This is a genomic window from Castellaniella sp., from assembly GCF_049671645.1.
In the GTDB taxonomy this organism is placed as follows: domain Bacteria; phylum Pseudomonadota; class Gammaproteobacteria; order Burkholderiales; family Burkholderiaceae_B; genus Castellaniella.
Map to the genome: position 1 here is coordinate 47,299 of NZ_JBATVG010000023.1, position 22,866 is coordinate 70,164.

Consider the following 22,866-nt stretch of genomic DNA (forward strand, 5'->3'; position numbering starts at 1 on the left):
TCACACCCCGACGGCCGAGACCGCCTTGGTATTCAGATAGGCTTCCAGCGCCTCGGGGCCGCCCTCGGAACCATAGCCGGAATCCTTGACCCCGCCAAACGGCAATTCGGCCGACGGCGTGGCGGGCTGGTTGATCCACAGCATGCCGGTTTCCACACGGCTGATCAGTTGCTGCACATTGCGCAGCGAACGGGTGAAGGCGTAGGCCGACAGACCGTAAGACAGGCGGTTGGCCTCGGTGATGGCTTCTTCCAGGCGATCGAAGGTGCGGATGCCCGCCACCGGGCCGAAGGGCTCATTGTTGAACAGATCGGCGTCCGTGGTCAGCCCGGCGATGATGGTTGGCGCGAAGAAGTTGCCTGTATCGCCGACACGGCTACCCCCGGTGAGAACCTCGGCGCCGCGCTGACGGGCGTCCTCGACCACTTGGGCGATGGCCGAGACGCGGCGGGCGTTGGCCAGAGGCCCCAGGGTGGTGTTTTCCGCCAGGCCATCGCCCAGGGTCAGGGATTCGGCATGGCGCACGAAGGCCTGTGTGAACTCGCGCGCCAGGCTGCTGTGCACCAGGAAGCGCGTGGGCGAAATGCAGACCTGGCCTGCGTTGCGGAACTTGCTGGCGCCGGAGACCTTGACCGCCAGTTCCAGGTCTGCATCTTCGGCGATGATGACCGGGGCGTGGCCGCCCAGTTCCATCGACACCCGTTTCATATGGGCGCCCGCCAGGGCGGCCAACTGCTTGCCGACCGGGGTGGATCCGGTGAACGTGACCTTGCGGATGACGGGGTGCGGGATCAGATAAGCGGAGATTTCCGCCGGATTGCCGTAGACCAGCCCGACCACGCCCGGCGGCAAACCCGCATCGACGAAGGTCTGCAGCAATGCGGCCGGAGAAGCCGGCGTTTCTTCGGGCGCTTTGCACAGGAAGGAGCAGCCCGTCGCCAATGCCGCGCCCAGTTTGCGCACGACCTGATTGATGGGGAAATTCCAGGGCGTGAATGCAGCCACCGGGCCTACGGGCTCTTTCACGACCATCTGCAGGGCCTGCGAATTGCGCGACGGCACGATGCGGCCGTACACCCGCAGTCCTTCGTCGGCGAACCATTCCAGCAGCGTGGCGCCAGCCAGGGTCTCGCCCCGGGCCTCGGCCAGCGGCTTGCCCTGTTCCTGCGTCAACAGGCGGGCGATGTCTTCCGCGCGTTCGCGCAGCAAGGCCGCCGCGCGGCGCATGACGGCGGCGCGTTCGTGCGCCGGCGTGTCCCGCCACGTCTCGAACCCTCGCTGCGCAGCCGCCAGGGCGCGATCCAGATCGGCAATACCGGCGTGGGCTACTTTGCCGATGATCTGGCCGGTCGCCGGGTTGAGCACGTCTTGCGTGCGGCCATCGGCCGCGGCCACCCATTGATTGTCGATCAGGAGCTGTGTATCGGGATATGCATGGCTTGTCATCGTTGGGTACCTTTGAATCGGGATCGGACGTACAGCCGTCCGCATCGGATGAGATCGACTGAGTATAGAGTACGCGGGAAGGGATGCGCAGGATGCGCGCCTTGATGAAAGCGCGCGCACCTACTATAAATCAAGGGTCGATGCCGGACCCGGCGAACCATGACAGGCGCACGCATGATGACCCGATCCTCCCTCCTCGCCCGGCTGATGCTGACCACGTTGCTTGCCTTGCCGCTGCCCCGCGCCCAGGCCGCGTCCGTCAACGCAGGCGCCCTCGCGCCGGATGCCGAGACACCCTTCGCCCTTCAGCGCGTCGCCGCATTCAATGCCCCCTGGGCCATCGCCTTCCTGCCCGATGGCCGCCTCGTGGTCACCGAAAAGGCCGGCCGCATGTTCCTGGCCACCCAGGCCGGCGCCAAAACCGCTATCGAAGGCATCCCCGCAGTCTATGACCGGGGCCAGAACGGCCTGCTGGATGTGGCGCCCTCACCGGATTTCAGCCGGGACCACACCCTGTATTTCACCTTCGTGGCGCCCGACAGTGCGGGCGGCGCGCTGGTCCTGGCCCGCGCCCGGCTGCAGGAATCCGCCGGCGGCGCGCGCCTGGACGCACCGGAAATCCTGTGGCGGCAACAGCCGGGCAGCCGCGGCGGCCAACCCGGTGGCATCGTCGCCTTTTCGCCCGACGGCAGGCATGTGTTCCTGACGGTCGGCGACCGCATGGAACCCGACACGGCCCAGGATCCCGACGCAGCCCGAGGCAAGATCCTGCGCCTGAACCGGGATGGGTCCGCCCCGGCCGACAACCCCATGGCCGGGCAACATGGCACCCGCGCGCTGACCTGGACGACCGGCCACCGCAACCCCTACGGGCTGGCCTTCGCGCCCGACGGGCGATTATGGGAACACGAGATGGGCCCCAGGGGCGGCGACGAGCTGAACCTGATCCTGCCCGGCAAGAACTACGGCTGGCCGGTCGTTTCCAATGGCGACCAGTACAGCGGCATCCCGATCCCCCGGCATGACACACATCCGGAATTCGAGGCCCCCCGCGTCTACTGGACCCCCGTGATCGCCCCTGCCGGACTGGCGTTTTACCAGGGATCGCAATTCCCCACATGGCAAGGATCGGCGCTGATCGGCGGCCTGCGGGCCGAGAGCCTGGTGCGGATCGCGTTCGGCCCCGACGGCGCCGCCCGGCAGGCCGATCGCTGGCCCCAGGGCGCGCGCATCCGCGACGTCGCCGTGTCGCCCGACGGGGCGGTCTGGATCATCCAGGATGGCGCCCATGCGGCGCTGCTGCGGCTGATCGCCCGATGACCAACCGGTATTGGACGGCCACGAGCCCTACCCGGGCTTCGAACCCATGAAAAAAGCCGGATCAGCTAAACGCTGATCCGGCTTCTTGAATGATGGTCGGGGTGACATGATTCGAACATGCGACTCCTACGTCCCGAACGTAGTACTCTACCAGGCTGAGCTACACCCCGACGGGGATGCTTGAAGGACGTCAAATCGGGGAAACCCAGCACCTGCGCCCAACACGGGAAATTTCAACGATCACGCTCGACCGCGAAAGCACAGAATTTTAGCAGAGTTTCACGGTAAACGGAATTCGGGAAGGCGGACAGGGCCTGGCGGGCCAGATCGGCCTCGGCCTGGGCGGCTTGGCGGGTGTAGTCCAGCGCATCGGTGGCGTGGATGGCGCGGGCCACGGCCTCGAAATCGGCGTCGCCGGTTTCGATGGCCCGACGGATCAGGCCGCGCTGTTCAGCCGTGCCGGTTTCCAGGACGCGGATCAGCGGCAGCGTGGGTTTACCCTCGCGCAGGTCGTCGCCGACGTTCTTCCCCAGCGCCTGCACGTCGCCGCTGTAGTCCAGTACGTCGTCGATCAGCTGGAAGGCCGTGCCCATATGCCGGCCGTAGGCGGCGGCGGCGGATTCCTGTTCCGGCGTGGCGCCGGATATGATGGCCCCCACCTGGGCGGCGGCCTCGAACAGTTTGGCGGTCTTGTAGCGCACGACCTGCAGATAGCGGTCCAGAGAGACGTCCGGATCGTGGACGTTCAGCAACTGCAGGACCTCGCCTTCCGCAATGATGGTGGTGGCGGCCGACAGCACGGCCATGGCGGCCATCGAATCGGATTCCACCATCATTTCAAACGACCGCGAATACAGGTAATCGCCCACCAGCACGCTGGCGGCATTGCCGAACACGGCGTTGGCGGTGTCGCGGCCCCGGCGCATGTCGGATTCGTCGACCACGTCGTCGTGCAGCAGCGTGGCGGTATGGATGAATTCGACCACGGCGGCCAGGCGATGATGATTGTTCCCCTGGTAGCCCATGGCGCCCGCCACCAGCAGCACCATGGCCGGGCGCATGCGCTTGCCGCCCGCGCCGACGATGTAATCGCCGATTGTGCGGATCAGGACGACTTCGGAATCCAGACGGGCGCGGATGACGGCATCGACCGCCTGCATGTCGGACACAATGGGGGCGAAGAGTTCGGAGAAATTCAAGGCGGACCCGGATACTGGTGGGCGCGGCGCCGGCCGCAAAGACCCAGATTATACTTTCCGGATCACAATCAGGAGAACCCAGTGGCTGACCCACAAATGCAGGCCCTCATGGAACGCGCCCTGGGCGTGCTCGCCCAGATCGAGGCCTGGCTGCCGCCCGCCCCGCCGGCCATCGACTGGACCGCTCATGCCTACCGCTGGCAGCGGCGTGGCGCGCGCGGCTGGCTGGACGCTGTCCACCGCATCGCGCCCATCCACCTGGGCGACCTGCAGCACGTCGAACGGCAAAAGGCCACGCTGGAACGCAACACCCTGGCCTTTCTGCAGGGCAGGCCCGCCAACAACGTGCTGATGACCGGCGCGCGCGGCACGGGCAAAAGCTCCCTGGTCCGCGCCCTGCTGGATGCCTATGCCGGTCAGGGTCTGCGCCTGATCGAGATCGACAAGTCCGACCTGGGCGACCTGGGCCAGATCATCGAACTGATTTCCAATCGGCCGGAACGCTACATCGTCTTTTGCGACGATCTGTCCTTCGAGGAAGGCGAGGCCGGCTACAAGGCCCTGAAATCCGCCCTGGACGGCTCGGTGGCCTCGCCAGGGGACAATCTGCTGATCTACGCCACGTCCAACCGGCGCCACCTGATGCCGGAATACATGCACGAAAACCTGGAAGCCCAGCACCAGCCCGATGGCGAAATCCACCCGGGCGAAACCGTGGAAGAAAAAATCTCACTGTCGGAACGCTTCGGCCTGTGGCTGTCGTTCTATCCCTTCGCGCAAAACGACTACCTGGACATCGTCAACCATTGGCTGGCCTTCCACGGGTGCTCGGCGGACCAGATCGACGCATCCCGCCCCGAGGCCCTGCAATGGGCGCTGGAACGCGGCTCGCGCTCAGGCCGGGTCGCCCGGCAATTCGCCCGTGACTGGGCCGCCCGCCATGTCTGACGCCGCCCCGACCGCCCACCGAAAACTCTGCTCCTGATCCGCCATGACTGATCCCAAACCTTATGTTCGCGTGGCCGCCGGCCTGATCCTTGACTCCCGAGGCCGGCTGCTGCTGGGCCAACGTCCCGAAGGCAAGGCCTGGCCGGGCTGGTGGGAATTCCCGGGGGGCAAGATCGAAGCCGGAGAAACCGTCGAACAGGCTCTGGTCCGCGAACTGGACGAGGAACTGGGCATCCGCGCCACCCGCGTCTATCCCTGGGTCGTGCACGTGCACGAATACCCCAAATCCATCGTCGAACTGGCGTTCTGCCAGGTCACGGCCTGGGAAGGGGAACCGCACGGCCGCGAAAACCAGGCGCTGGACTGGGTGGACCCCTGGGACATCCGCCTGGACGAATCAGAACACCCGATCGGCCCCGGCGGCGGTTCCCTGCTGCCGGCCGCCGCCCCGCCGCTACGCTGGCTGCGCCTGCCTACCCGCTACCGGATCAGCAGCATCGGCCATCCCGACCACCTCGCGGGCTGGCTGGCCCGGCTGCGCCAGGAACTGCTGGGCGGCCTGCAACTGGTGCAGTTCCGCGAGCCCGGCTGGGCCGGGGATGCCGACAGCCTGCAGGCAGCCTTCCAGGCCACGCTGGCGCTGTGCCGCCAACAGGGCGCCCGATGCCTGATCAATAGCTGCCACCCGCACGCCTGGTGGTCGCAGGCCGACGGCATCCAGTTGCGGGCTGCCGATGCCGCCCGCGTCCTGCAGCAGGATATCCGCCCGCCCGGCTGGCTGGGGGTTTCGGCGCACGACGAGGAAGGCATCGCCACCGCCCGGCAGTTGCAGGCCGATTTTGTCGTGCTGGGCCATGTGCATGAGACCGACAGCCATCCGGGCGCCGCGCCCCTGGGCTGGGACCGGTTCGGCGCGCTGGCCGCGGCGGCCGGCCGCCCGGTCTTCGCCATCGGCGGGCAGTCGCTGGATACCCAGGAAGCCGCGCGGCGCAACGGCGCCCACGGGATCGCCGCCCTGCGCGGGCAACTGATCGAAACCTGCTGAACCGCAGGCCTCAGGGGCTGCGTTGGCCCGAGGCAGGCGCGCCATCCCCCGCGGGCGCTGCCTGCGCTACGGGCTCGACGTAGCCACCCCCCAGGGCCGCCACCAGTTGCACGGCGGCGGCCAGACGCTGCGACTGCAGGCTCAGCACATTCTGCTCCGCGCTCAGGGCGCTGGTCTGCGCCTGCACCACGCTCAGATAATCCACCAGACCGGCCTGGTACTGATTCGTCACCTGCCGCAGCGTTTCGCGGGATGCCGCCAGGGCGCGGTCCTGGGCTTCCTGTTCTCGCACCAGGGCTTGCGACTGCACCAGGGCGTCCTCGACTTCGCGCAGGGCGTCCAGCACAGTCTTGCGATATTGCGCCGCCTGGGCGTCGTAGGCAGCGCGGGCGGACTCGACAGCCGCGCTGCGAGCGCCGCCATCGAACAGGCTGAGCGCCAGGCTGGGACCCAGCGTCCAGAACCGGGCCGGGGCCATGATCCAGGAGGCGAACTCCCCGGCCCGGAAGCCGCCCTGGGCATTGAGCGTCAGATCGGGGAACCAGGCGGCCTGTGCTACGCCGATCCTGGCATTGGCCTGCGCCGCGCGGCGCTCGGCCGCCGCCACATCGGGACGCTGCTGCAGCAGCGCCGACGGCACCCCCACCGGCACGGCGGGCACTGCTGGCAGACGGTCGCCCGCCGGCATCCGGAAGCCTGCAGGGACCTGGCCCAACAGGATGGCCAGGGCGTGCACCTGCTGTTCCCGCTGCCAACCCAGACGGATGCGCTGCACCTGGGCCTGATCCAACTGGGCCGAGGCCGCCGCCACGTCGGCCGACGATGCCACGCCGGCCGCGTAGCGGTTGCGCGTCATCTGCAGCGCCCGTTCGTATTCGTCCAGCGTGCGGGCCAGCAGCGCATCCTGGCGCTGGCTGGCTCGCACGCCGATATATGTCTGCGCCAAGGTCGACTGCAGACTGAGGCGCATGGCGGCCAGATCGGCCGCGCCGGCCTGGGCTCCCGCCTGAGCGGCCTCGACGTCGCGGCGCACCCGGCCCCATAGATCGACTTCCCAGCTGACGCTGCCCGACAGCGAGAAATTGTTGGACGGATTATTGGCGCTGGACAGGCCCTGTCCCGACCGGGTGGCCGAGGACGACACGTCCAGGGACGGAAACAGCCCCGCCCGCGCGGACCCCAGGGCGGCCTGCGCCTGTCGGTACTGGGCTTCGGCCTGCGCGATGTCCAGGTTGCCGGCCGGCATGCGGGCCATCAGTGCGTCCAGCCCCGCATCGCCGAACATCCGCCACCAATCCAGGGGCAGCGCGGCATCGCCGGGCTGTGCCAAGCGCCACTGGCCCGCCGGGGCGTGCGCATAAGCGGCGCCGAGATCCTGCGCCGGACGCCGGTAGTCGGGTCCGACGGCGCAGGCGCCCAGCGACAGGCCCAGCATCAGCACCAGGCCCAGGCGGACGCGGCGCCCGGCGCAGCCGCCGCGGCGATGCGTCCGCTTACCGGACCCGGGCCGGCGATCCGCCGCGCCGACAGGCGGGGCATTCACAAAAAAATCAGACATGCGGCACCACATTCCGAAGGTGATCGGTCGAACGACGCGCGCCTCGCAGGCGATCCAGGCTCAGATACACCACCGGCGTCGTATACAAGGTCAATATCTGGCTGACCAGCAGGCCGCCCAGGATCGTCAGGCCCAGGGGCTGGCGCATTTCCACGCCCGCCCCGGTCGCCAGCAACAGCGGCAAGGCGCCCAGCATGGCCGACAGCGTGGTCATCAGGATGGGACGCAGGCGAGCCAGACACGCCCGGTAGATGGCCTCGCGCGGGTCCAGGCCTTCGCGGCGCTGCGCCTGCAAGGCGAAATCCACCATCATGATGGCATTTTTCTTGACGATGCCGATCAGCAGGAACACGCCGATCAGGGCGATCAGGGTGAATTCCATATTCACCAGGCGCAAGGCCAGCAGGGCGCCGATCCCGGCCGAGGGCAGCGTGGAGAGGATCGTGATCGGATGCACCGTGCTTTCGTACAGCATGCCCAGCACCAGATACATCGCCACCAGGGCGGCCACCAGCATCCAGGGCTGCTGGGCAACGGCATCGCGCATCAGCCCGGAGCTCTGATCCAGTCCGGCCTGCAGTTCCTGGGTCGGCAGGCCGATCCGGGCCACGGCCTGGTCGATGGCCGTCAGGGCCTGGTCCAGCGACACCCCCGGCGCCAGCCCGAAGGAAATGGAATCGGCGGCCAACAGCCCATCGTGATTGACGGATCGCGGAGCCGTGCCTTCCACGATCCGGGTGAAGGCCATCACAGGGACGCGCTGGCCCTGCGCATTGACCACCTGCAGGGCCTGCAGGGAATGGGCGTCCTGCGCATACTGCGGCTGCACCCCCATGACCACGTGGTACTGGTTCAACGCGCCATACAGCACGGCCACCTGGCGTTGGCTGAAGGCATTGTTCAGCACCCCGGCCAGATCCGCCATCTGCACGCCCAGGCGCCGGGCGGCATCGCGGTCCACGACCAGCTCCAGGCGCCGGCCCTTGTCCTCGACGTCGTCATCGACGTCGACCAGTTCCGGCAGCCCAGCCAGCACTGCGCGCACCTGCCGCAGCCACTGATTCAGCAGCGTCAGATCGCTACCCATCAGTTGATAGGAATAGGACCCGGAACGCGAGGAATGCCCCACGAAGATATCCTGTTGCGGCACCAGGAACATCCGCGCCCCCGGGGTATGCTCGAAGCGCGCGCGCAGCCGGTTGACGACCTGGGTTGCGCTGACCTGGCGCTGGTCCAGGGGCTTCAACTGGATCTGGATGAAGCTGGAATTGCTGCCGCCGCGCCCGCCGGCATACGCCGTGACCGTGTCCACGGCGGGGTCCGACAACAGGATCTTGCGAAAGGCGTCCAGGCGCTGCTGGGTTTCATCAAAGGAAGTGCCCGTATCCACGCGGAAGAACCCCATCAGCTGCCCGGTGTCCTGCTGCGGGAAAAAGCCTTTTGGCACGCTGATGTACAGGTAGACATTCAGCCCTATCGTGGCCAGCAGGAGCAACAGCACGATGCGGGAATGATCCAGCGCCCAGCGCAAGGATGTCTGATAGGCCCCCAGGCAGGAGGCGCCCACCCGCTGCGACAGCCGCGCCAGGACGTTGCGGCGCGCAGGTCGATCCGCCGGCGCCACCCGCAACAGGCGCGATGCCATCACCGGCGTCAGCGTGACGGAAATCAGCAGGGACACGCCGATGGCCGCCGACAGAGTGACGGCGAACTCCTCGAACAGCCGCCCCACCAGCCCGCCCACCAGCCACAAGGGGATGAAGACGGCGATCAGCGACACGCTCATGGCCAGGACGGTGAAACCGACTTCGGTGACGCCGCGCAGGGCCGCGCGGGCCGGTCGCATGCCGCGTTCGACGTGGCGCATGATATTTTCCAGCACCACGATGGCATCGTCCACCACGAAGCCGGTGGCGACGATCAGCGCCATCAGGGAAATGCTGTTCAGGCTGAAGCCGAACCACCACATCAGGCTGAACGTGCTGATGAGCGACGCCGGCACGGCGATCGCCGGGATCAGGGCCGCCCGCCAGTTGCCCAGGAAGGCGAATACCACCGCAACCACCAGGATCACCGACAACACCAGGGTCAGCTCGGCCTCGTGCAGGGACGCCCGGATGCTGGGCGTGCGGTCCTGGGCGATGGTCAGCCGGACCTGCTCGGGCAGCAGGGCCTGGAATGCGGGCAACAGCCCGCGCACCGCATCGACGGTATCGATGATGTTGGCATCGGTCTGGCGGCGGATGATCAGCAGCACGGCCGGCCGATCATTGAAATAGCCGACCTGGTTGGTGTCCTCGACCGAGTCCCGCACCTGCGCCACGTCGGCCAGGCGCACCGGACGGCCGTCCTTCCAGGCCACGATCAGGGGAGCGTAATCGGCTGCCTTGCGCAACTGGGCATTGGCGCGGATCTGCCACTGCCGGTCGTCCAATTGCACCAGCCCGCCCGGGCGCAGGGAATTGACGTCCTGCAGCACCTGGCGCACCCGGTCCAGCGGCACGCCCATGGATTCCAGGGCGCGCGGGTCCAGCAGCACCCGCACGGCCGGCAGCGAACTGCCGCCCACCGTCACCTGCCCCACGCCGCCGACCTGCGACAGCTTCTGCGCCAGCACGGTGGACGCCAGATCGTACAGTTCCCCCTGCGTCGCCGTGTCCGAAGTCAGCGCCAGCGTCATGATGGGCGAGGACGAGGAATCGACCTTGCGGTAGACAGGGTTGCCGCGCATACCCGACGGCAGCAAAGGCCGCGCCGCATTGATGGCGGCCTGCACGTCGCGCGCCGCATTGTTGATGTCGCGGTCCAGCTCGAACATCAGGGAAATGGTGGTCTGGCCCTCGCTGCTGCGAGAGCTCATGCTGTTCACTCCGGCGATGGCCCCCAGCGACTGTTCCAGCGGCATGGCCACGCTGGTGGCCATGGTTTCGGGACTGGCTCCCGGCAGGGAGGCCGACACCGAAATCATGGGAAAGTCCACCTGCGGCAAAGGCGCCACCGGCAGGAAGCGCAAGGCCAGCGCCCCGGCCAGCACCATGGCCAGGCACAGCAGGGACGTGCCCACCGGCCGGCGCAGGAACAGGGCGAAGAACCTCATGGCCGTTCCGGAGCCGTCCGCCGGCGGGCCAGCCGTTCAAACATCAGGTAGATGACCGGCGTGGTGAACAGAGTCAGCAACTGGCTGCACAACAGGCCGCCCACCATGGCCAGACCCAGCGGCTGGCGCAATTCCGCCCCCGATCCCGTGGCCAGCATCAGGGGGATGGCGCTGAAGAACGCCGCCAGCGTCGTCATCAGGATCGGACGAAATCGCAGCAGCGCAGCCTCGTGGATGGCGGCCTGCGGCCCCAACCCGCGCTCGCGCTGGGCGTCCAGGGCGAAGTCGATCATCAGGATGGCGTTTTTCTTCACAATGCCGATCAGCAGGATGATGCCGATCACGCCGATCATGTCCAGTTCGATCCCGCCGATCCACAGGGCCAGCAAGGCGCCGATGGCGGCCGACGGCAGCGTGGACAGGATGGTGACCGGATGGATCAGGCTTTCATACAGCACGCCCAGCACGATGTACATGGTGACGACGGCGGCCAGCAGCAGCCACAGGGTGCTGGACAGGGACGCCTGGAAGGCCTGCGCCGCTCCCTGGAACTGGATGTCCACGGACTCGGGCACCCCCAGCGACTCGCGGACCGACTCGATGGCCTGCACGGCATCCGACAGCGCCGCCTGCGGCGCCAGGTTGAAGGACACCGTGGTCGCCGGGAACTGCCCCAGGCGCTGCACGGCCAGATGCGCGACCCCCGGCACGAAACGGGCCACGGTCGCCAGCGGCGTCACTCCCCCCCCGGCGGTCGGCACATGGATCCGCGCCAGGGCTTGCGGCCCGCCATCGATGAAGGCGGCATCGGCTTCCAGCACCACACGGTACTGGGCCGACTGCGTATAGATCGTCGAGATCAGGCGCTGGCCGAAGGCGTCGTACAAAGCATCGTCGATGGACGCCTGCGTGACCCCCAGCCGCGCGGCGGCATCCCGATCCACCTGCACCGTCAGGGCCAGCCCCCGGTCCTGAAGGTCCCCCGCCACGTCGCGCAGCTGGGGCAGGTCCTGCATGGCCTGAATCAGGCGCGGCGCCCACTGCCCCAGCGCCGCATCGTCGGGGCTGGACAGCGTCATCTGGAATTGCGCCCGGCTGACCTGGTCCTCGACCGAGAGTTCCTGCACGGGCTGCAGCCAGACCTGCAGGCCGACCGTCCGGTGCAGGGACCGGTTCAGCCGGTCGATCACGGCATTGGCGCGATCGCCTCGATCCGTCAGGGGCTTCAGCGTGATCTGCAGCCGTCCGGTGTTCAGGGTGGTGTTGTCGCCGTCGATACCGATGAAGGACGTGACCGACGCCACCGCCGGGTCCTGCAGCACCTTGGCGACGGCATCCTGCTGCAGGCGCGACATGACGGCGAACGAGGCCGTCTGCGGTCCCTGCGTGATGGCCTGGATCGCCCCGGTATCCTGCTGCGGAAAAAAGCCCTTGGGAATGCCGGCGTACAGCGCGGCCGTGACGGCCAGCGTGCCCACGGCGAACCACAGGGTGGTCCGCTGGTGGGCCAGCACCCACTGCAAGCCGCGATCGTACCAGGCGACCAGGCCGTCCATCATGCGGCCCGCCTGCTGCAGGAAGCGGCCATGCCGCTCTTCCGACTCCGGACGCAGCATGCGGGCGCACATCATGGGCGTCAGGGTCAGGGAAATCAGCAGGGACAGCAGGATCGCCACCGCCAGCGTCACGGCGAATTCGCGGAACAGCCGCCCGACCACGTCCGCCATGAAGAGCAGCGGAATCAGCACGGCGATCAGCGAGACAGTCAGCGACACCAGGGTGAAGCCGATCTGCCGCGCCCCGCGCAGGGCGGCCGTCAGGGCGTTTTCGCCCTCCTCGATGTGGCGGGCGATGTTCTCGATCATGACGATGGCATCGTCCACCACGAAGCCGGTGGCGATGGTCAGCGCCATCAGGGTCAGGTTGTTGATGCTGAACCCGAGCAGATACATCAGGCCGAAGGTGCCGACCAGCGACAGCGGCACCACCACCCCTGGGATCAGGGTGGCCCGCCACGTGCGCAGGAACACGAAGGTGACGGCCACCACCAGGGCGATGGCCAGCAGCATCTCGATCTGCACGTGCTCCACCGAATCGCGGATCGTGTGCGTGCGGTCAGACGCCACCTGCAGGTCCACGCCTGTGGGCAAGGTCTGCCGCAGGCCCGGCAGCAGTTCCTCGATCCGATCGACCACCTGGATGACGTTGGCGCCGGGCTGACGCTGGATATTAAGCAGCACGGCCGGCGTGCGGTCGAACCAGGCCGCCTGGTACAGGTTTTCGGCATCCCGCCGCACTTGGGCGACGTCGCCCAGGCGCAGAGGGGCGCCGTTCTCATAGGCCAGGATCAGGCGCTCGTAGTCGGCCGGATCCTTCAACTGGTCGTTCACGCTGATGGTCATCGAGCGTTGCGGTCCATCCAGATTGCCCTTGGGCTGATTGACGTTGGCCTGGGTGACCGCCTTGCGCACGTCGGCCAGGGTCAGCTGGTGCGCCGCGAGCGCCTGGGGATCGACCTGGATGCGCACGGCCGGTCGTTGCCCGCCAGTCACACTGACCAGGCCGACTCCGCCGATCTGCGACAGCTTCTGCGCCACCCGCACCTCGATCAGGTCGCGCACCTGATCCAGCGGCAAGGTGGGCGAGGTCACCGCCAGGGTCATCACCGGCGCGTCGGCCGGATTGACCTTGCGGTAGATGGGCGGCGACGGCATGTCCGACGGCAGCAGATTCGACGCGGCGTTGATGGCTGCCTGCACTTCCTGTTCGGCCACGTCCAGCGGCAGTCCCAGGTCGAAGCGCAATGTGATGCGCGAAGACCCGCCCGAACTGGTCGAGAGCATCTGCGACAGTCCCGGCATCTGGCCGAACTGGCGTTCCAGGGGCGAGGTCACGAGCGCCGTCATCACGTCCGGCCCCGCTCCCGGGTAGAGCGTCGTCACCTGGATGGTGGGGAAATCCACCTGCGGCAGGGCCGACACCGGCAACTCCCGATATCCCATGAAGCCAGCCAGCGCCAGGGCCACCATCGCCAGCAGGGTGGCGATGGGCCTCAGGATGAACGGGCGAGAGAGGTTCACGAAGCGGGACCCTTCCGGGCGCCCCCCGCCGGCCGGGCGGCGCCGACGGCCGGGCCGCCCGGCGAGCGAGCGTCCGGCGCGTCCGCAGCCGGTTTAACCGCGTCCGGGCCTGCGGCATCGGCCTGCGGCGCCACGACTTCGACCAGACTGCCTTCGCGCAGGCGGTCCGTGCCTTCGACCACGATGCTGTCGCCGGCCTGCACGCCGGATTCGATGACCACCTGGTTGCCGTCATCCACGCCCGTCACGACCGTCACGACGTGAGCCTTGTGCTGGGCATCCACGCGATAGACATATTCGCCGGCCGAACTGCGCTGCACGGCCCGCAAGGGCAGGACCAGGCCCGCTTCCAGCCCCAGGCGCAGGCGCACCTGCACGAACTGATTGGGGAACAGGGATTCATCGGCATTGTCGAAACGCGCCTTGAGCTGCACCGTGCCCGTGGCCACATCGATCTGATTGTCCACTGCGATGAGCTGCCCGGTTGCCAGCACAGGGCCGCCCACCTGCCCCAGCAATTGAGCCTGCAGGGCCGGATCCGCGCGGCGGGCCGCCAACAGGGCCGGCAGACGGGTCTGCGCGATGGCGAACACCACGTCGATGGGCCGGTTCTGGGTCAACACGACCAGGCCATCGGCATCGGAGGCATGCACCATGTTGCCGACATCCACCTTGCGCAGGCCCAGACGCCCGGCCAGCGGAGCGGTGATCCGCGTATAGCCCAGTTGCAGCTGGGCATTGTCCACCGCCGCCTGATCGATCTTGGCCTGGCCCTGCAATTCCCGCACCTGGGCGCGGGCGGCATCCAGTTGCTGGCGGGCAACCGAATCCTGCTTGAACAGCTGTTCATAACGGGCCAGATCGCGGCGGGCGTTTTCCAGTTGGGCGGCATGCTGGATTTGCTGCCCCTGGGCCTGCTGCAACTGGATCTGGAAAGGCTGCGGATCGATCACGGCCAGCAGATCGCCGGCCCGAACCGATTGGCCATCGGTGAAATGCAGGGACTGCAGGGGCCCGTCGACCCGGGAGCGGATGACGACCGTGGCCGGCGCGGTGACGGTGCCCAGGGCCCTCAGGGTGCGATCGATCTGGCCGGACGCCACGGCCACGACGGACACCGGGGTGGATTGCCCCGCCCCGCCCCGAAAACCCCGCCCGACCGGTTGTTGATCCGCACCACGCGGCCAGAATAGCCACAGCGCCAGGGCGGCGGCCACGCACAGCGCGGCCCAGACCCACAATCGGCGGCGCCCGCCCGCAGGCCGCGTCGAGGATTCGATCATGACAGGAAGTCCTAGATGTTGCAGCGGGCGAGGCGGAAGGCGATGTCACGGCTGGCCGGCTGCGGCTTCGTGACATTGTCCTGCAAGGAAAACCGCACCCAGATGACGTATTTATTGGCGCTGATTTCGGGAAACACCTGTTGTTGGGGATCTACCCAGACCCGCAGCAACTGGAAGGTCTTTCCGCCCAGCATTTCCTGGTAGGCCCCCTGGCTGGCCAACTGATCGCGGGCATCGCCCGCATCGCGCAACAATTGCAGGATCAGCGCCATGGCGCGATGCAGCGGCATGATGGGTTCGATCCAACCCTGCAAGTCGAGCACCCGCGCATCGGGGGCCTTGATCTGCCAGGCGTAGTAGGACGGCAGGTCGATGGGCGAGGAACCGCCCGGCACGGTGATCCGCCCGCGCAGACTGGCCAGCCATTCGTTGTCGCGCAGGCATTGGCCGATGCGGCCCTGGCCTGCCAATGAGCCCGACACGGACTGGATTTCATCCAACAGGCTGTCCAGCGTGGGGCGATCGACGCCCGGGTGTTCACGCAGCGCCGACAAGGCCGTGCGATGCCGGTCGAGGTCCTGCAGGACCGCCGTGCGGACATCGGCCCTTTCACACACGTCGAGCAGATCGAAGAGCGTGATCATGGCGATCTGGTGATGATGCGCGTCTTCGCCGCGCGCAAAATAGAACAGGCGGTCGAACAGGTACTCTACCCGGAGCAGAGTGCGTACACGTTCATTACAGGGGTACTCGTACAGAATCACACGCAAAAGACCCTAATCATGAATGGCCGATCCACGAAGCGACCGGGAAGCCAGGTCGCACCAGGACTGATGGCAGGACCAGGATCGCCGGCGCAGCGCATCCAGATCGGTGGCGCCATCGTTGACGATGATGTCGTCGGCGACCGCCAAGCGGTCTTCCCGGGACGCCTGAGCGGACATGATACGCCCAATGGTCTCTGGCGTCAGCCCGCTGCGGCCCTGCACCCGGCGAACTTGCGTGGCCGGGTCGCAATCGACGACGCAGATGCGGTCCACCCGGTCGCGCCAGCGCCCGGATTCCACCAGCAGCGGCACCACGTAGACCCGGTACAGCCCCTGCGCGCCGGCCGCCCGGGTCTGCACGGTCTGATCGATCAGCGGATGCAGGACGGCTTCCAGCCGCTGCCGGATCGTTGGGTCGCCAAAGGCCCGTTCGCGCATCCAGTCACGGTCCAGGCAGCCATCCGCCGTGATGGCCTGCGGGCCGAAGGCCTGGCGCAAGGGCTCGATCGCGCCCCCCCCGGCGGCCGTCAGGGCATGGGCAATCTGATCGGTATCGATCACGGCCGCCCCCCATTGGGCCAGCCAATCGGCGACCTGGGTCTTGCCGGACCCGATCCCGCCCGTCAGGCCGATCGAAAACATGCGCGCATCCCGCCCCAGGTGAAAACATGACTGTACCTCAGGCGACGAGCCTGCGGACCAGGGAGCCCCGGCGCACGCGTCATGCCCCGCCCAGAAGGGCCAACCAGGATCCGACCGTCTCGGGCCATAGAATCCACGGACCGGTGGCCAGCGCCAGATACGGGCCAAAGGGATAGGCCCGCCGCCGGCATCCCGGGCGGCAGGCCCAGCCCAGCAGCCCCAGGACGCTGGCCCCCCACAGGATCGTCAGCGCGGCGGGCCAGCCCAGCCAGCCCGCCAGCATGGCCAGGCATTTCACATCGCCGCCCCCAAAACCGTCCAGGCCGCGCACGCAGCGGTACAGACCGGCGGCCAGCGCCAGCGCCCCCCACATCGCGACGGATGCGCCGAACGCGCCCATCGGACCCAGCGGCCCCAGCCACCAGCCTGCCACCATCAGGGGCAGCGTCAGGGCATCGGGCAGCAGGCCGCTGCGCCCATCCAGCCAGGCCAACGCCGCCAGTCCCAGCACCAGCAGCAGGAGCGCGAGGCCGGTCCAGCCCTGCTGGGCCAGTACGCCGGCCGCCAAGCCCCCAGTCACCGAGGCCCCCCAGGCATCCCGTCCCCAATACACGGGCTGATGACAGGCATGGCACGCAGCCCGCCACAGCGTGCGGGCCGTGGCGGGCGCCCCGCCCCGCAGGCGGAGGTCGTATTCCCGCGCCCACGGGGCAAGCCTCAGCCCCACCCCCGCGCACAGGCCCGCCACCCCGGCCATCGCCAGCCAGACCTCGGCGCCGGCAGCCATCATGGCGGCCATCCCTGCCCAAGCGGGCCGCAAATGCGTAGAATGGCGTTTTCCGCCCATCCGACCGATACCGTCATGCTGCGCCCCATTGCCACTTCCCTGACCCGCCTGCTGGGCCTTAGCCTGCTGATGTTGCTGGGCGCCTGCGCTCAGCAGAGCACGCCGGGTTATTACGACACCCCGCGCGAAAGCACCGTGTCCGACGCACTGCACCGCGCCCAGGGGGATTCAACCAGCCAGGCGCCATCCCAGTTGCAACTGGGCTTTGGCAGCCAGGAACAAAAATCCAAGCCGGCAGCGGCTGCCGGATCCGGCGCCGACACGGCAGCCGCGGCCGGCGCCAGCTCGCAGGCGCTGCCCCAGGAACTGGCCGAAACCCGAACCTACCTGGGCACCATCGCCTGCATGGACGGCAACCAATGCTCGCCCAGCCGCATGACCCTGACCCTGGCCCCGGACGGCCAATGGCGCGCCCGCAACACGCCGGTGGATGGCAGCGGGCCCGCCCGCACATCCCTGGGTTGCTGGTTCCTGACAGGCACGGACCCGGTGCGCATCGTGCTGCAAACCGGCGATCAGGCCCATGCCAGTCTGGAATTCATCACGTCCAACGTGCTGCGGATCGCAACCCTGAACGGCCAGGCGCCGCTGCTGGAGTCCCGCCTGACCCGCCAGGCCGACCTGGACCCGATCACGGAACTATCTTCCCAGCCGGCCCAGCACTGCCCCGCACGCTGACCCGGCCTGAAGCGCCAGGCGCCACATCGCACGGCGCCATGCCGTGGCCGGCCCCGGCCCCTGATCATCGGACAGGGGCAATTTCCAGCGCACATAGTGCTGGGTCAGTTCCACGGCGTTGCGCACGCCGACCTTCATGAAAATCCGGGCCCGGTGCGCCTCGATGGTGCGCTGGGATATCCCGAGTTCGGCGGCAATGTATTTGTTGGAGCGCCCCCGGGTGATGTAATCCGCGACTTCACGTTCGCGCATCGTCAGGCGCTGGATGATCAGGCCCTGCGCCTGCGCACCCCCCAGATTCATGCCCATGATCGCCATGGCAATCCCCCGTTTGTTGTTTTTGGTGAGGGGATTCTGTCACGCCGCCCGGCGCCCGGCAGCTGTCAGGCCTGCCAGACGGCGGGGGCCGGGGATGCCCGAAGCTCGGCCCAGGCCCGTCAGCGCCCAGACTGGAACTCGAGATTATCGATCAGGCGGGTGTTGCCCAGACGCGCAGCCGCCAGCACGACCAGCGGCTCACCCTGACGGATTTCCGCAATGGTCGGGGGCAGGAGGTCGCGCTGCCGGCGCACCGCCACGTAGTCCGGGTCCCAGCCCCGGTCCCGCAGCGTCTGCATGGCCCGGGATTCGACTGCGGCGCTGTCATCCTGACCGCTCCCGATCAAGTCGCGCACCTGCTGCAGCAAGCCATACAACTGGGGCGCTTCGGCGCGTTCCGTGGCCGACAGAAAGCGGTTGCGCGAGGAAAGCGCCAGGCCATCGGCATCACGCACGGTTTCGTGGGCCAGGATTTCCACCGGCAGCTGGAACTGCCGGCACATGGCCCGCACGACCATCAGCTGTTGATAATCCTTTTTGCCGAACACCGCCACGCGCGGCTGCACGCAGGAAAACAATTTCAGCACCACGGTGCTGACGCCCATGAAGAAATCCGGGCGGAATTCGCCCTCCAGGATCTTGCCCAGGGCATCGCCGGGCTGGATGCGGAAATTTTGCGGCTCCGGATACAGTTCGCGCTCATCCGGAGCGAACAACACGTAGACGTCGCGTTCGCCTTCCAGTTTTTCGATGTCCTCGGCCAGCGTGCGCGGGTAGCGATCGAAATCCTCGTTGGGGCCGAACTGCAGGCGATTGACGAAAATGCTGGCCACCACCGGATCGCCATGCTGGCGGGCCAGCCGCATCAGAGACAGGTGAGCGGCATGCAGATTACCCATGGTGGGCACGAACGCAACGCGCAACTGGCCCCGCAACTGGTCACGCAGATCTTCGATGGAATGAACGACTTTCAAGGCAAGCTCCGGCGCGGGCTCTCAGGCCGAGCGCGTATAGGACAGTCTGACATACAGCGGCGCATACGGCGCCGCCTGGGTGATTTCCAGCAAGGATTCTCGTGTGAGTTCCAGCAAAGCCAGGAAATGCACGACGATCACGGCGGCCGGATCGCCCATGCGGATGCGTTCCATGAACAGATCGGTGAATTCCATGAAACGCACATCGGACAGGCGGCGCAGGATATGGCTCATGTGGTCACGCACCGACAGCTGTTCGCGGGTGATGCGGTGACTGGCATTCAGGCGCGCCCGCTGCAAAATACCGGCCCATGCTTCCCGCAGGTCGGCCGGACAGACGGCCGGCAGCACGGTCTCGGCGTCCAGATCGGCCTGCGCATGGGCGACATGAAAATCGCGGCCGACGCGCGGCAAGGCATCCAGGCGCTGCGCGGCCAGCTTCATGCGTTCGTATTCCAGCAGGCGGCGCACCAGTTCGGCGCGGGGGTCTTCGACTTCTTCCCCGGTATCCGACTGGCGCACGGGCAGCAGCATGCGCGATTTGATTTCGATCAGCAGCGCCGCCATCAGCAGATATTCGCCGGCCAATTCCAGATTGGTGCGCCGGACCTGTTCGACGTAGCTGAGATACTGTGCCGTGACCTCCGCCATCGGGATGTCGAGCACATTGAAATTCTGTTTGCGGATCAGGTACAGCAGCAAGTCCAGCGGGCCCTCGAAGGCTTCCAGGAAGACTTCCAGGGCATCGGGCGGGATGTACAGATCCTGGGGTATGGCGAACAAAGGTTCGCCATACAGCCGCGCAAGCGCCACGTGATCGACCACGTCGGGCGTGCTGTCCACAGCCGGCGCCATCAAGGCATCCAGTCCGGTGGCGGGCTCTGGCGGCATGGCGGCCGATCAGGCCTTTTGATAGTAGACGTAGGGGTCCTGGGAGACCCGGGCGGCGCGAAAGCCGTCCTGCTGTTCGGCATCCAGGTCCTTGTCCCAGAGACGAAAACGCCCGGCCCGCTGACGCGCCTCGGTGTCGGGATGGTCCGTCTTGTATTGAGTGATGAATTGAGTCAGTTCGGAGGTGAAGTTGTTTGCCATAATAGTGCCGTTGCCGATCTTCATGACCGATGCGCACCAAGTGTACTGCACTCGGGCGCCCGCGCGTGCCTATGTCCGACCTCCGTAGTCCTTCTTCCACCCCGCCCGCCGCCCGCACGCAGGAACAGCGGATGATTCCCTTCATCGTCGGCTGCGCCCTGTTCATGCAGATGCTGGACTCCACCGTCGTGGCCACGGCCCTGCCCGCCATGGCTCGGGATTTCAGCACCACCGCCGTGCACATGAACATCACCATCACCGGCTATCTGCTGGCCACGGCCGTCTTCGTGCCCATCAGCGGCTGGGCGGCCGACCGCTTCGGCGCGCAGCGGGTCTTCCTGGCGGCCATCCTGCTGTTCAGCCTCAGCTCGGCCGCTTGCGCCGCCTCGCAGACTCTCACACAGCTGGTGCTCTCCCGCGTGGTCCAGGGCGCGGCGGGCGCCATGATGGTGCCTGTCGGGCGCATCGTCCTACTGCGGCGCATCCCGAAGTCCGAACTGGTCCAGGCCATGGCGTTCCTGACCCTGCCCGCCTTGCTGGGGCCCGTCATCGGCCCGCCCGTCGGCGGTTTCCTGGTGACCTACGCATCCTGGCACTGGATCTTCCTGATCAACATCCCGGTCGGCATCCTGGGCATGGCGCTGGTGCGGCATTACATCGCCCGCGATATCCCGGACAACAAGCCCCAGCTGGATACCCTCGGATTCCTGCTGAGCGGCGTCTCCATGGCGGCGCTGATGATCTGCCTGGAGGCCATCGGCCACGGCGACCTCGGCGTCCCCGTCATCATCAGCCTGATCCTCCTGGGCCTGGTCTGCGGGGTGCTGTACATCCGCCACGCCCGTCATGCCACCTATCCGATCATCGATCTCAGCCTGCTGCGCACTCAGACCTTCGCCGTTTCGGTGCTGGGCGGCAATCTGTGCCGCTTCGGCAGCGGCGCATCGCCCTTCCTGCTGGCCATTTTGCTGCAGGTGGGCTTCGGCCTGTCGGCCTTCTCCGCCGGCATGATCACCTTCACCTCGGCGGCCGGCGCCCTGTTGATGAAGCTGGTCGCCACGCCCATCGTGCACCGCTTCGGTTTTCGCCGCGTGCTGATGTGGAATGCGCTGATCGCCGCCTGCTTCACGGCCGCCTGCGCCCTGTTCCAGGCCAGCACGCCCGTCTGGCTGATGGTCGCGGTGCTGCTGATCGGGGGCTTTTTCCGTTCGCTGCAGTTCACGGCCGTCAACGCCCTGACCTACGCCGATCTGGATTCCGCGCAGATGAGCCGCGCCAGCAGCTTTTCGGCCATGGCGCAGCAACTGGGCATCAGCCTGGGCGTGGCCTGCGCGGCCGTGACGCTGAATCTCAGCATCAGCCTGCGCGGCGGCATCGAGGCCGACCGCATCGACGTGATGTGGGGCTTTGCAGTGACGGCGCTGTGCGTGGCGGCCTCGGCCCTGTCCTTCCGCAGGCTGTCGAACAGGTCGGGCAATCAGCTGCGCCACCGCCGCGACGCCTGACCCCCGCTTGCAAGCGGTTCGGATTCGTCCGGCATTGAATAGCCCGCAGGGGCTATTCTCAGGCCGGGGCATCTCTCCACCTCACCGCTTGCAAGCGGTTCGGATTCGTCCGGCATTGAATAGCCCGCAGGGGCTATTCTCAAGCCGGGGCATCTCTCCACCTCACCGCTTGCAAGCGGTTCGGATTCGTCCGGCATTGAATAGCCCGCAGGGGCTATTCAATGTCCGGACTCATCCAGCAGCATGACCAGTTTGCAGTCCGGGCGGATCGCCAGCCGGAAGGTGAACTGCCGCAGCCGCAGCCGCCCCCGCGTCGGGTGCTGGAATTCGCGCACGCCGCCTTCCCGGTCCACCACGGTCTGGCGCGTCCAGCAGCCCGCAAACAAGGGGCTGCCCGCCTGCAACTCCGCCACCAGGGCGCCAATGGCAGGGTCTCCGGCCAGCGCCGCTACGTCGGCGCGGAATTCCGCTACCACGCGACTGGCGCGCTCTTCCCAGTCCACCACCAGCGTGCGGGCGGCCGGGTCCATGAAGATGTAGTGCAGCAGGTTCGCCCGCCCCTGCCCCGGCCAGCCGTCGAACAGCCGCTGCAGGGCGGGGTTCCAGGCCAGCACGTTCCAGGCCTGGTCCAGGATGTAGGCCGGCCCCTGGATGCTGTCCACGCAATCGCTCAGGCCATCGGGCAAGGCCACAGCGTCCAGTTGCCCCGCCAGCGGGTCGGCGCATTCGGCCAGGCTGAACAGATAATGCCGTTCGGCGCGCGCCAGGCGCAGGGCGTCGGCCAAGCGTCGCCAGACATCGACCGATACCGACACCTCGCGGCCCTGTTCGATCCAGGTATACCAGGTCGTGCTGATGCCGCACAGCTGGGCGACCTCCTCGCGGCGCAAGCCGGGGGTGCGCCGCCTCAAACCGGGCGGCAAGCCGTGATCGCCGGGACTGACCCGGGCGCGGGCGCTGCGCAGGAACGCCCCCAGGGCCTGGCGGCGGGCTGCCTCGTCACGCGGCATGGCGAAGTCCCATCCGCCCGATACCGGCCACAGCGGGCGACGGCGGAGCCGTCCGGC

Annotated in this window: 19 protein-coding genes and 1 tRNA gene; 5 read left to right on the forward strand and 15 right to left on the reverse strand. The window is 67.4% G+C overall.

The genetic code is table 11. From position 1 onward, the window contains the following. The gene (locus WBG56_RS11270; protein WP_424268308.1) at positions 1–1,446 is read right to left on the reverse strand and encodes an NAD-dependent succinate-semialdehyde dehydrogenase; all 1,446 of its coding nucleotides are present in this window, start codon (positions 1,444–1,446) and stop codon (positions 1–3) included. A 174-nt stretch (positions 1,447–1,620) separates the two neighbouring features. Here WBG56_RS11270 and WBG56_RS11275 point away from each other — a divergent pair, with 174 nt between their 5' ends. After that, a complete protein-coding gene (locus tag WBG56_RS11275; protein WP_424268310.1) occupies positions 1,621–2,766 on the forward strand; it encodes a PQQ-dependent sugar dehydrogenase in 1,146 nt (381 codons plus the stop codon). 93 nt (positions 2,767–2,859) lie between these two features. Here WBG56_RS11275 and WBG56_RS11280 read toward each other — a convergent pair. After that, positions 2,860–2,936: transfer RNA gene (locus tag WBG56_RS11280), tRNA-Pro, on the reverse strand. Between the two features lie 63 nt (positions 2,937–2,999). Further along, positions 3,000–3,965, reverse strand: coding sequence for an octaprenyl diphosphate synthase (gene ispB, locus WBG56_RS11285; protein ID WP_424268312.1), 966 nt, complete (start codon positions 3,963–3,965; stop codon positions 3,000–3,002). A 96-nt stretch (positions 3,966–4,061) separates the two neighbouring features. Here ispB and WBG56_RS11290 point away from each other — a divergent pair, with 96 nt between their 5' ends. Next, complete coding sequence (locus WBG56_RS11290) at positions 4,062–4,913, forward strand: ATP-binding protein (RefSeq protein ID WP_424268788.1); 852 nt, start codon at positions 4,062–4,064, stop codon at positions 4,911–4,913. A gap of 43 nt (positions 4,914–4,956) precedes the next feature. After that, a complete protein-coding gene (locus WBG56_RS11295; protein ID WP_424268314.1) occupies positions 4,957–5,958 on the forward strand; it encodes a Nudix family hydrolase in 1,002 nt (333 codons plus the stop codon). A gap of 10 nt (positions 5,959–5,968) precedes the next feature. Here the strand turns inward: WBG56_RS11295 and WBG56_RS11300 are convergent, their stop codons facing one another. The 7 genes from WBG56_RS11300 to WBG56_RS11330 all read right to left on the reverse strand — a co-directional run bounded on the left by WBG56_RS11300 (position 5,969) and on the right by WBG56_RS11330 (position 17,175). Then, complete coding sequence (locus tag WBG56_RS11300) at positions 5,969–7,393, reverse strand: efflux transporter outer membrane subunit (protein ID WP_424268790.1); 1,425 nt, start codon at positions 7,391–7,393, stop codon at positions 5,969–5,971. Between the two features lie 115 nt (positions 7,394–7,508). After that, positions 7,509–10,613, reverse strand: coding sequence for an efflux RND transporter permease subunit (locus tag WBG56_RS11305; protein ID WP_424268316.1), 3,105 nt, complete (start codon positions 10,611–10,613; stop codon positions 7,509–7,511). After that, on the reverse strand, positions 10,610–13,693 hold the full coding sequence (locus tag WBG56_RS11310) for a multidrug efflux RND transporter permease subunit (protein WP_424268318.1): 3,084 nt from the start codon (positions 13,691–13,693) through the stop codon (positions 10,610–10,612). The genes WBG56_RS11305 and WBG56_RS11310 overlap by 4 nt, the downstream gene beginning before the upstream one ends. Beyond that, positions 13,690–14,976 carry an efflux RND transporter periplasmic adaptor subunit gene (locus WBG56_RS11315; RefSeq protein WP_424268320.1) on the reverse strand — a complete coding sequence of 429 codons (1,287 nt, stop codon included), beginning with the start codon at positions 14,974–14,976 and terminating at the stop codon, positions 13,690–13,692. Before WBG56_RS11315 ends, WBG56_RS11310 begins: the two co-directional genes overlap by 4 nt. 11 nt (positions 14,977–14,987) lie before the next feature. Next, a complete protein-coding gene (zapD, locus tag WBG56_RS11320) occupies positions 14,988–15,740 on the reverse strand; it encodes a cell division protein ZapD (RefSeq protein ID WP_424268322.1) in 753 nt (250 codons plus the stop codon). A 12-nt stretch (positions 15,741–15,752) separates the two neighbouring features. Continuing rightward, positions 15,753–16,385, reverse strand: coding sequence for a dephospho-CoA kinase (gene coaE / locus WBG56_RS11325; protein ID WP_424268324.1), 633 nt, complete (start codon positions 16,383–16,385; stop codon positions 15,753–15,755). 79 nt (positions 16,386–16,464) lie between these two features. Continuing rightward, entirely contained in the window at positions 16,465–17,175 is a 711-nt protein-coding gene (locus WBG56_RS11330) for a prepilin peptidase (RefSeq protein ID WP_424268326.1), read from the reverse strand. A gap of 39 nt (positions 17,176–17,214) precedes the next feature. On the opposite strand from WBG56_RS11330, the gene WBG56_RS11335 reads away from it, so the two are divergent. After that, positions 17,215–17,910 carry a hypothetical protein gene (locus WBG56_RS11335; protein WP_424268328.1) on the forward strand — a complete coding sequence of 232 codons (696 nt, stop codon included), beginning with the start codon at positions 17,215–17,217 and terminating at the stop codon, positions 17,908–17,910. On the opposite strand, the gene WBG56_RS11340 is transcribed toward WBG56_RS11335, so the two are convergent. From WBG56_RS11340 to WBG56_RS11355, 4 genes are all read right to left on the reverse strand, one after another. After that, positions 17,872–18,228, reverse strand: a complete 357-nt coding sequence (locus tag WBG56_RS11340) for a response regulator transcription factor (RefSeq protein WP_424268330.1) — start codon at positions 18,226–18,228, stop codon at positions 17,872–17,874. The genes WBG56_RS11335 and WBG56_RS11340 overlap by 39 nt on opposite strands. A 119-nt stretch (positions 18,229–18,347) precedes the next feature. Next, the gene (gene panC / locus WBG56_RS11345; RefSeq protein ID WP_424268332.1) at positions 18,348–19,202 is read right to left on the reverse strand and encodes a pantoate--beta-alanine ligase; all 855 of its coding nucleotides are present in this window, start codon (positions 19,200–19,202) and stop codon (positions 18,348–18,350) included. A gap of 21 nt (positions 19,203–19,223) precedes the next feature. Then, positions 19,224–20,093: a segregation and condensation protein A gene (locus WBG56_RS11350; RefSeq protein WP_424268334.1), complete on the reverse strand. Its 870-nt coding sequence runs from the start codon at positions 20,091–20,093 to the stop codon at positions 19,224–19,226. Between the two features lie 9 nt (positions 20,094–20,102). Beyond that, a complete protein-coding gene (locus WBG56_RS11355; protein WP_424268336.1) occupies positions 20,103–20,294 on the reverse strand; it encodes a DUF3460 family protein in 192 nt (63 codons plus the stop codon). 71 nt (positions 20,295–20,365) lie between these two features. Here WBG56_RS11355 and WBG56_RS11360 point away from each other — a divergent pair, with 71 nt between their 5' ends. After that, positions 20,366–21,799 (forward strand): DHA2 family efflux MFS transporter permease subunit, encoded by a 1,434-nt coding sequence (locus WBG56_RS11360; protein ID WP_424268338.1) that lies wholly within the window; start codon positions 20,366–20,368, stop codon positions 21,797–21,799. Between the two features lie 218 nt (positions 21,800–22,017). Here the strand turns inward: WBG56_RS11360 and WBG56_RS11365 are convergent, their stop codons facing one another. Further along, positions 22,018–22,809 (reverse strand): helix-turn-helix transcriptional regulator, encoded by a 792-nt coding sequence (locus WBG56_RS11365; protein ID WP_424268340.1) that lies wholly within the window; start codon positions 22,807–22,809, stop codon positions 22,018–22,020. Positions 22,810–22,866 lie beyond the last annotated feature (57 nt).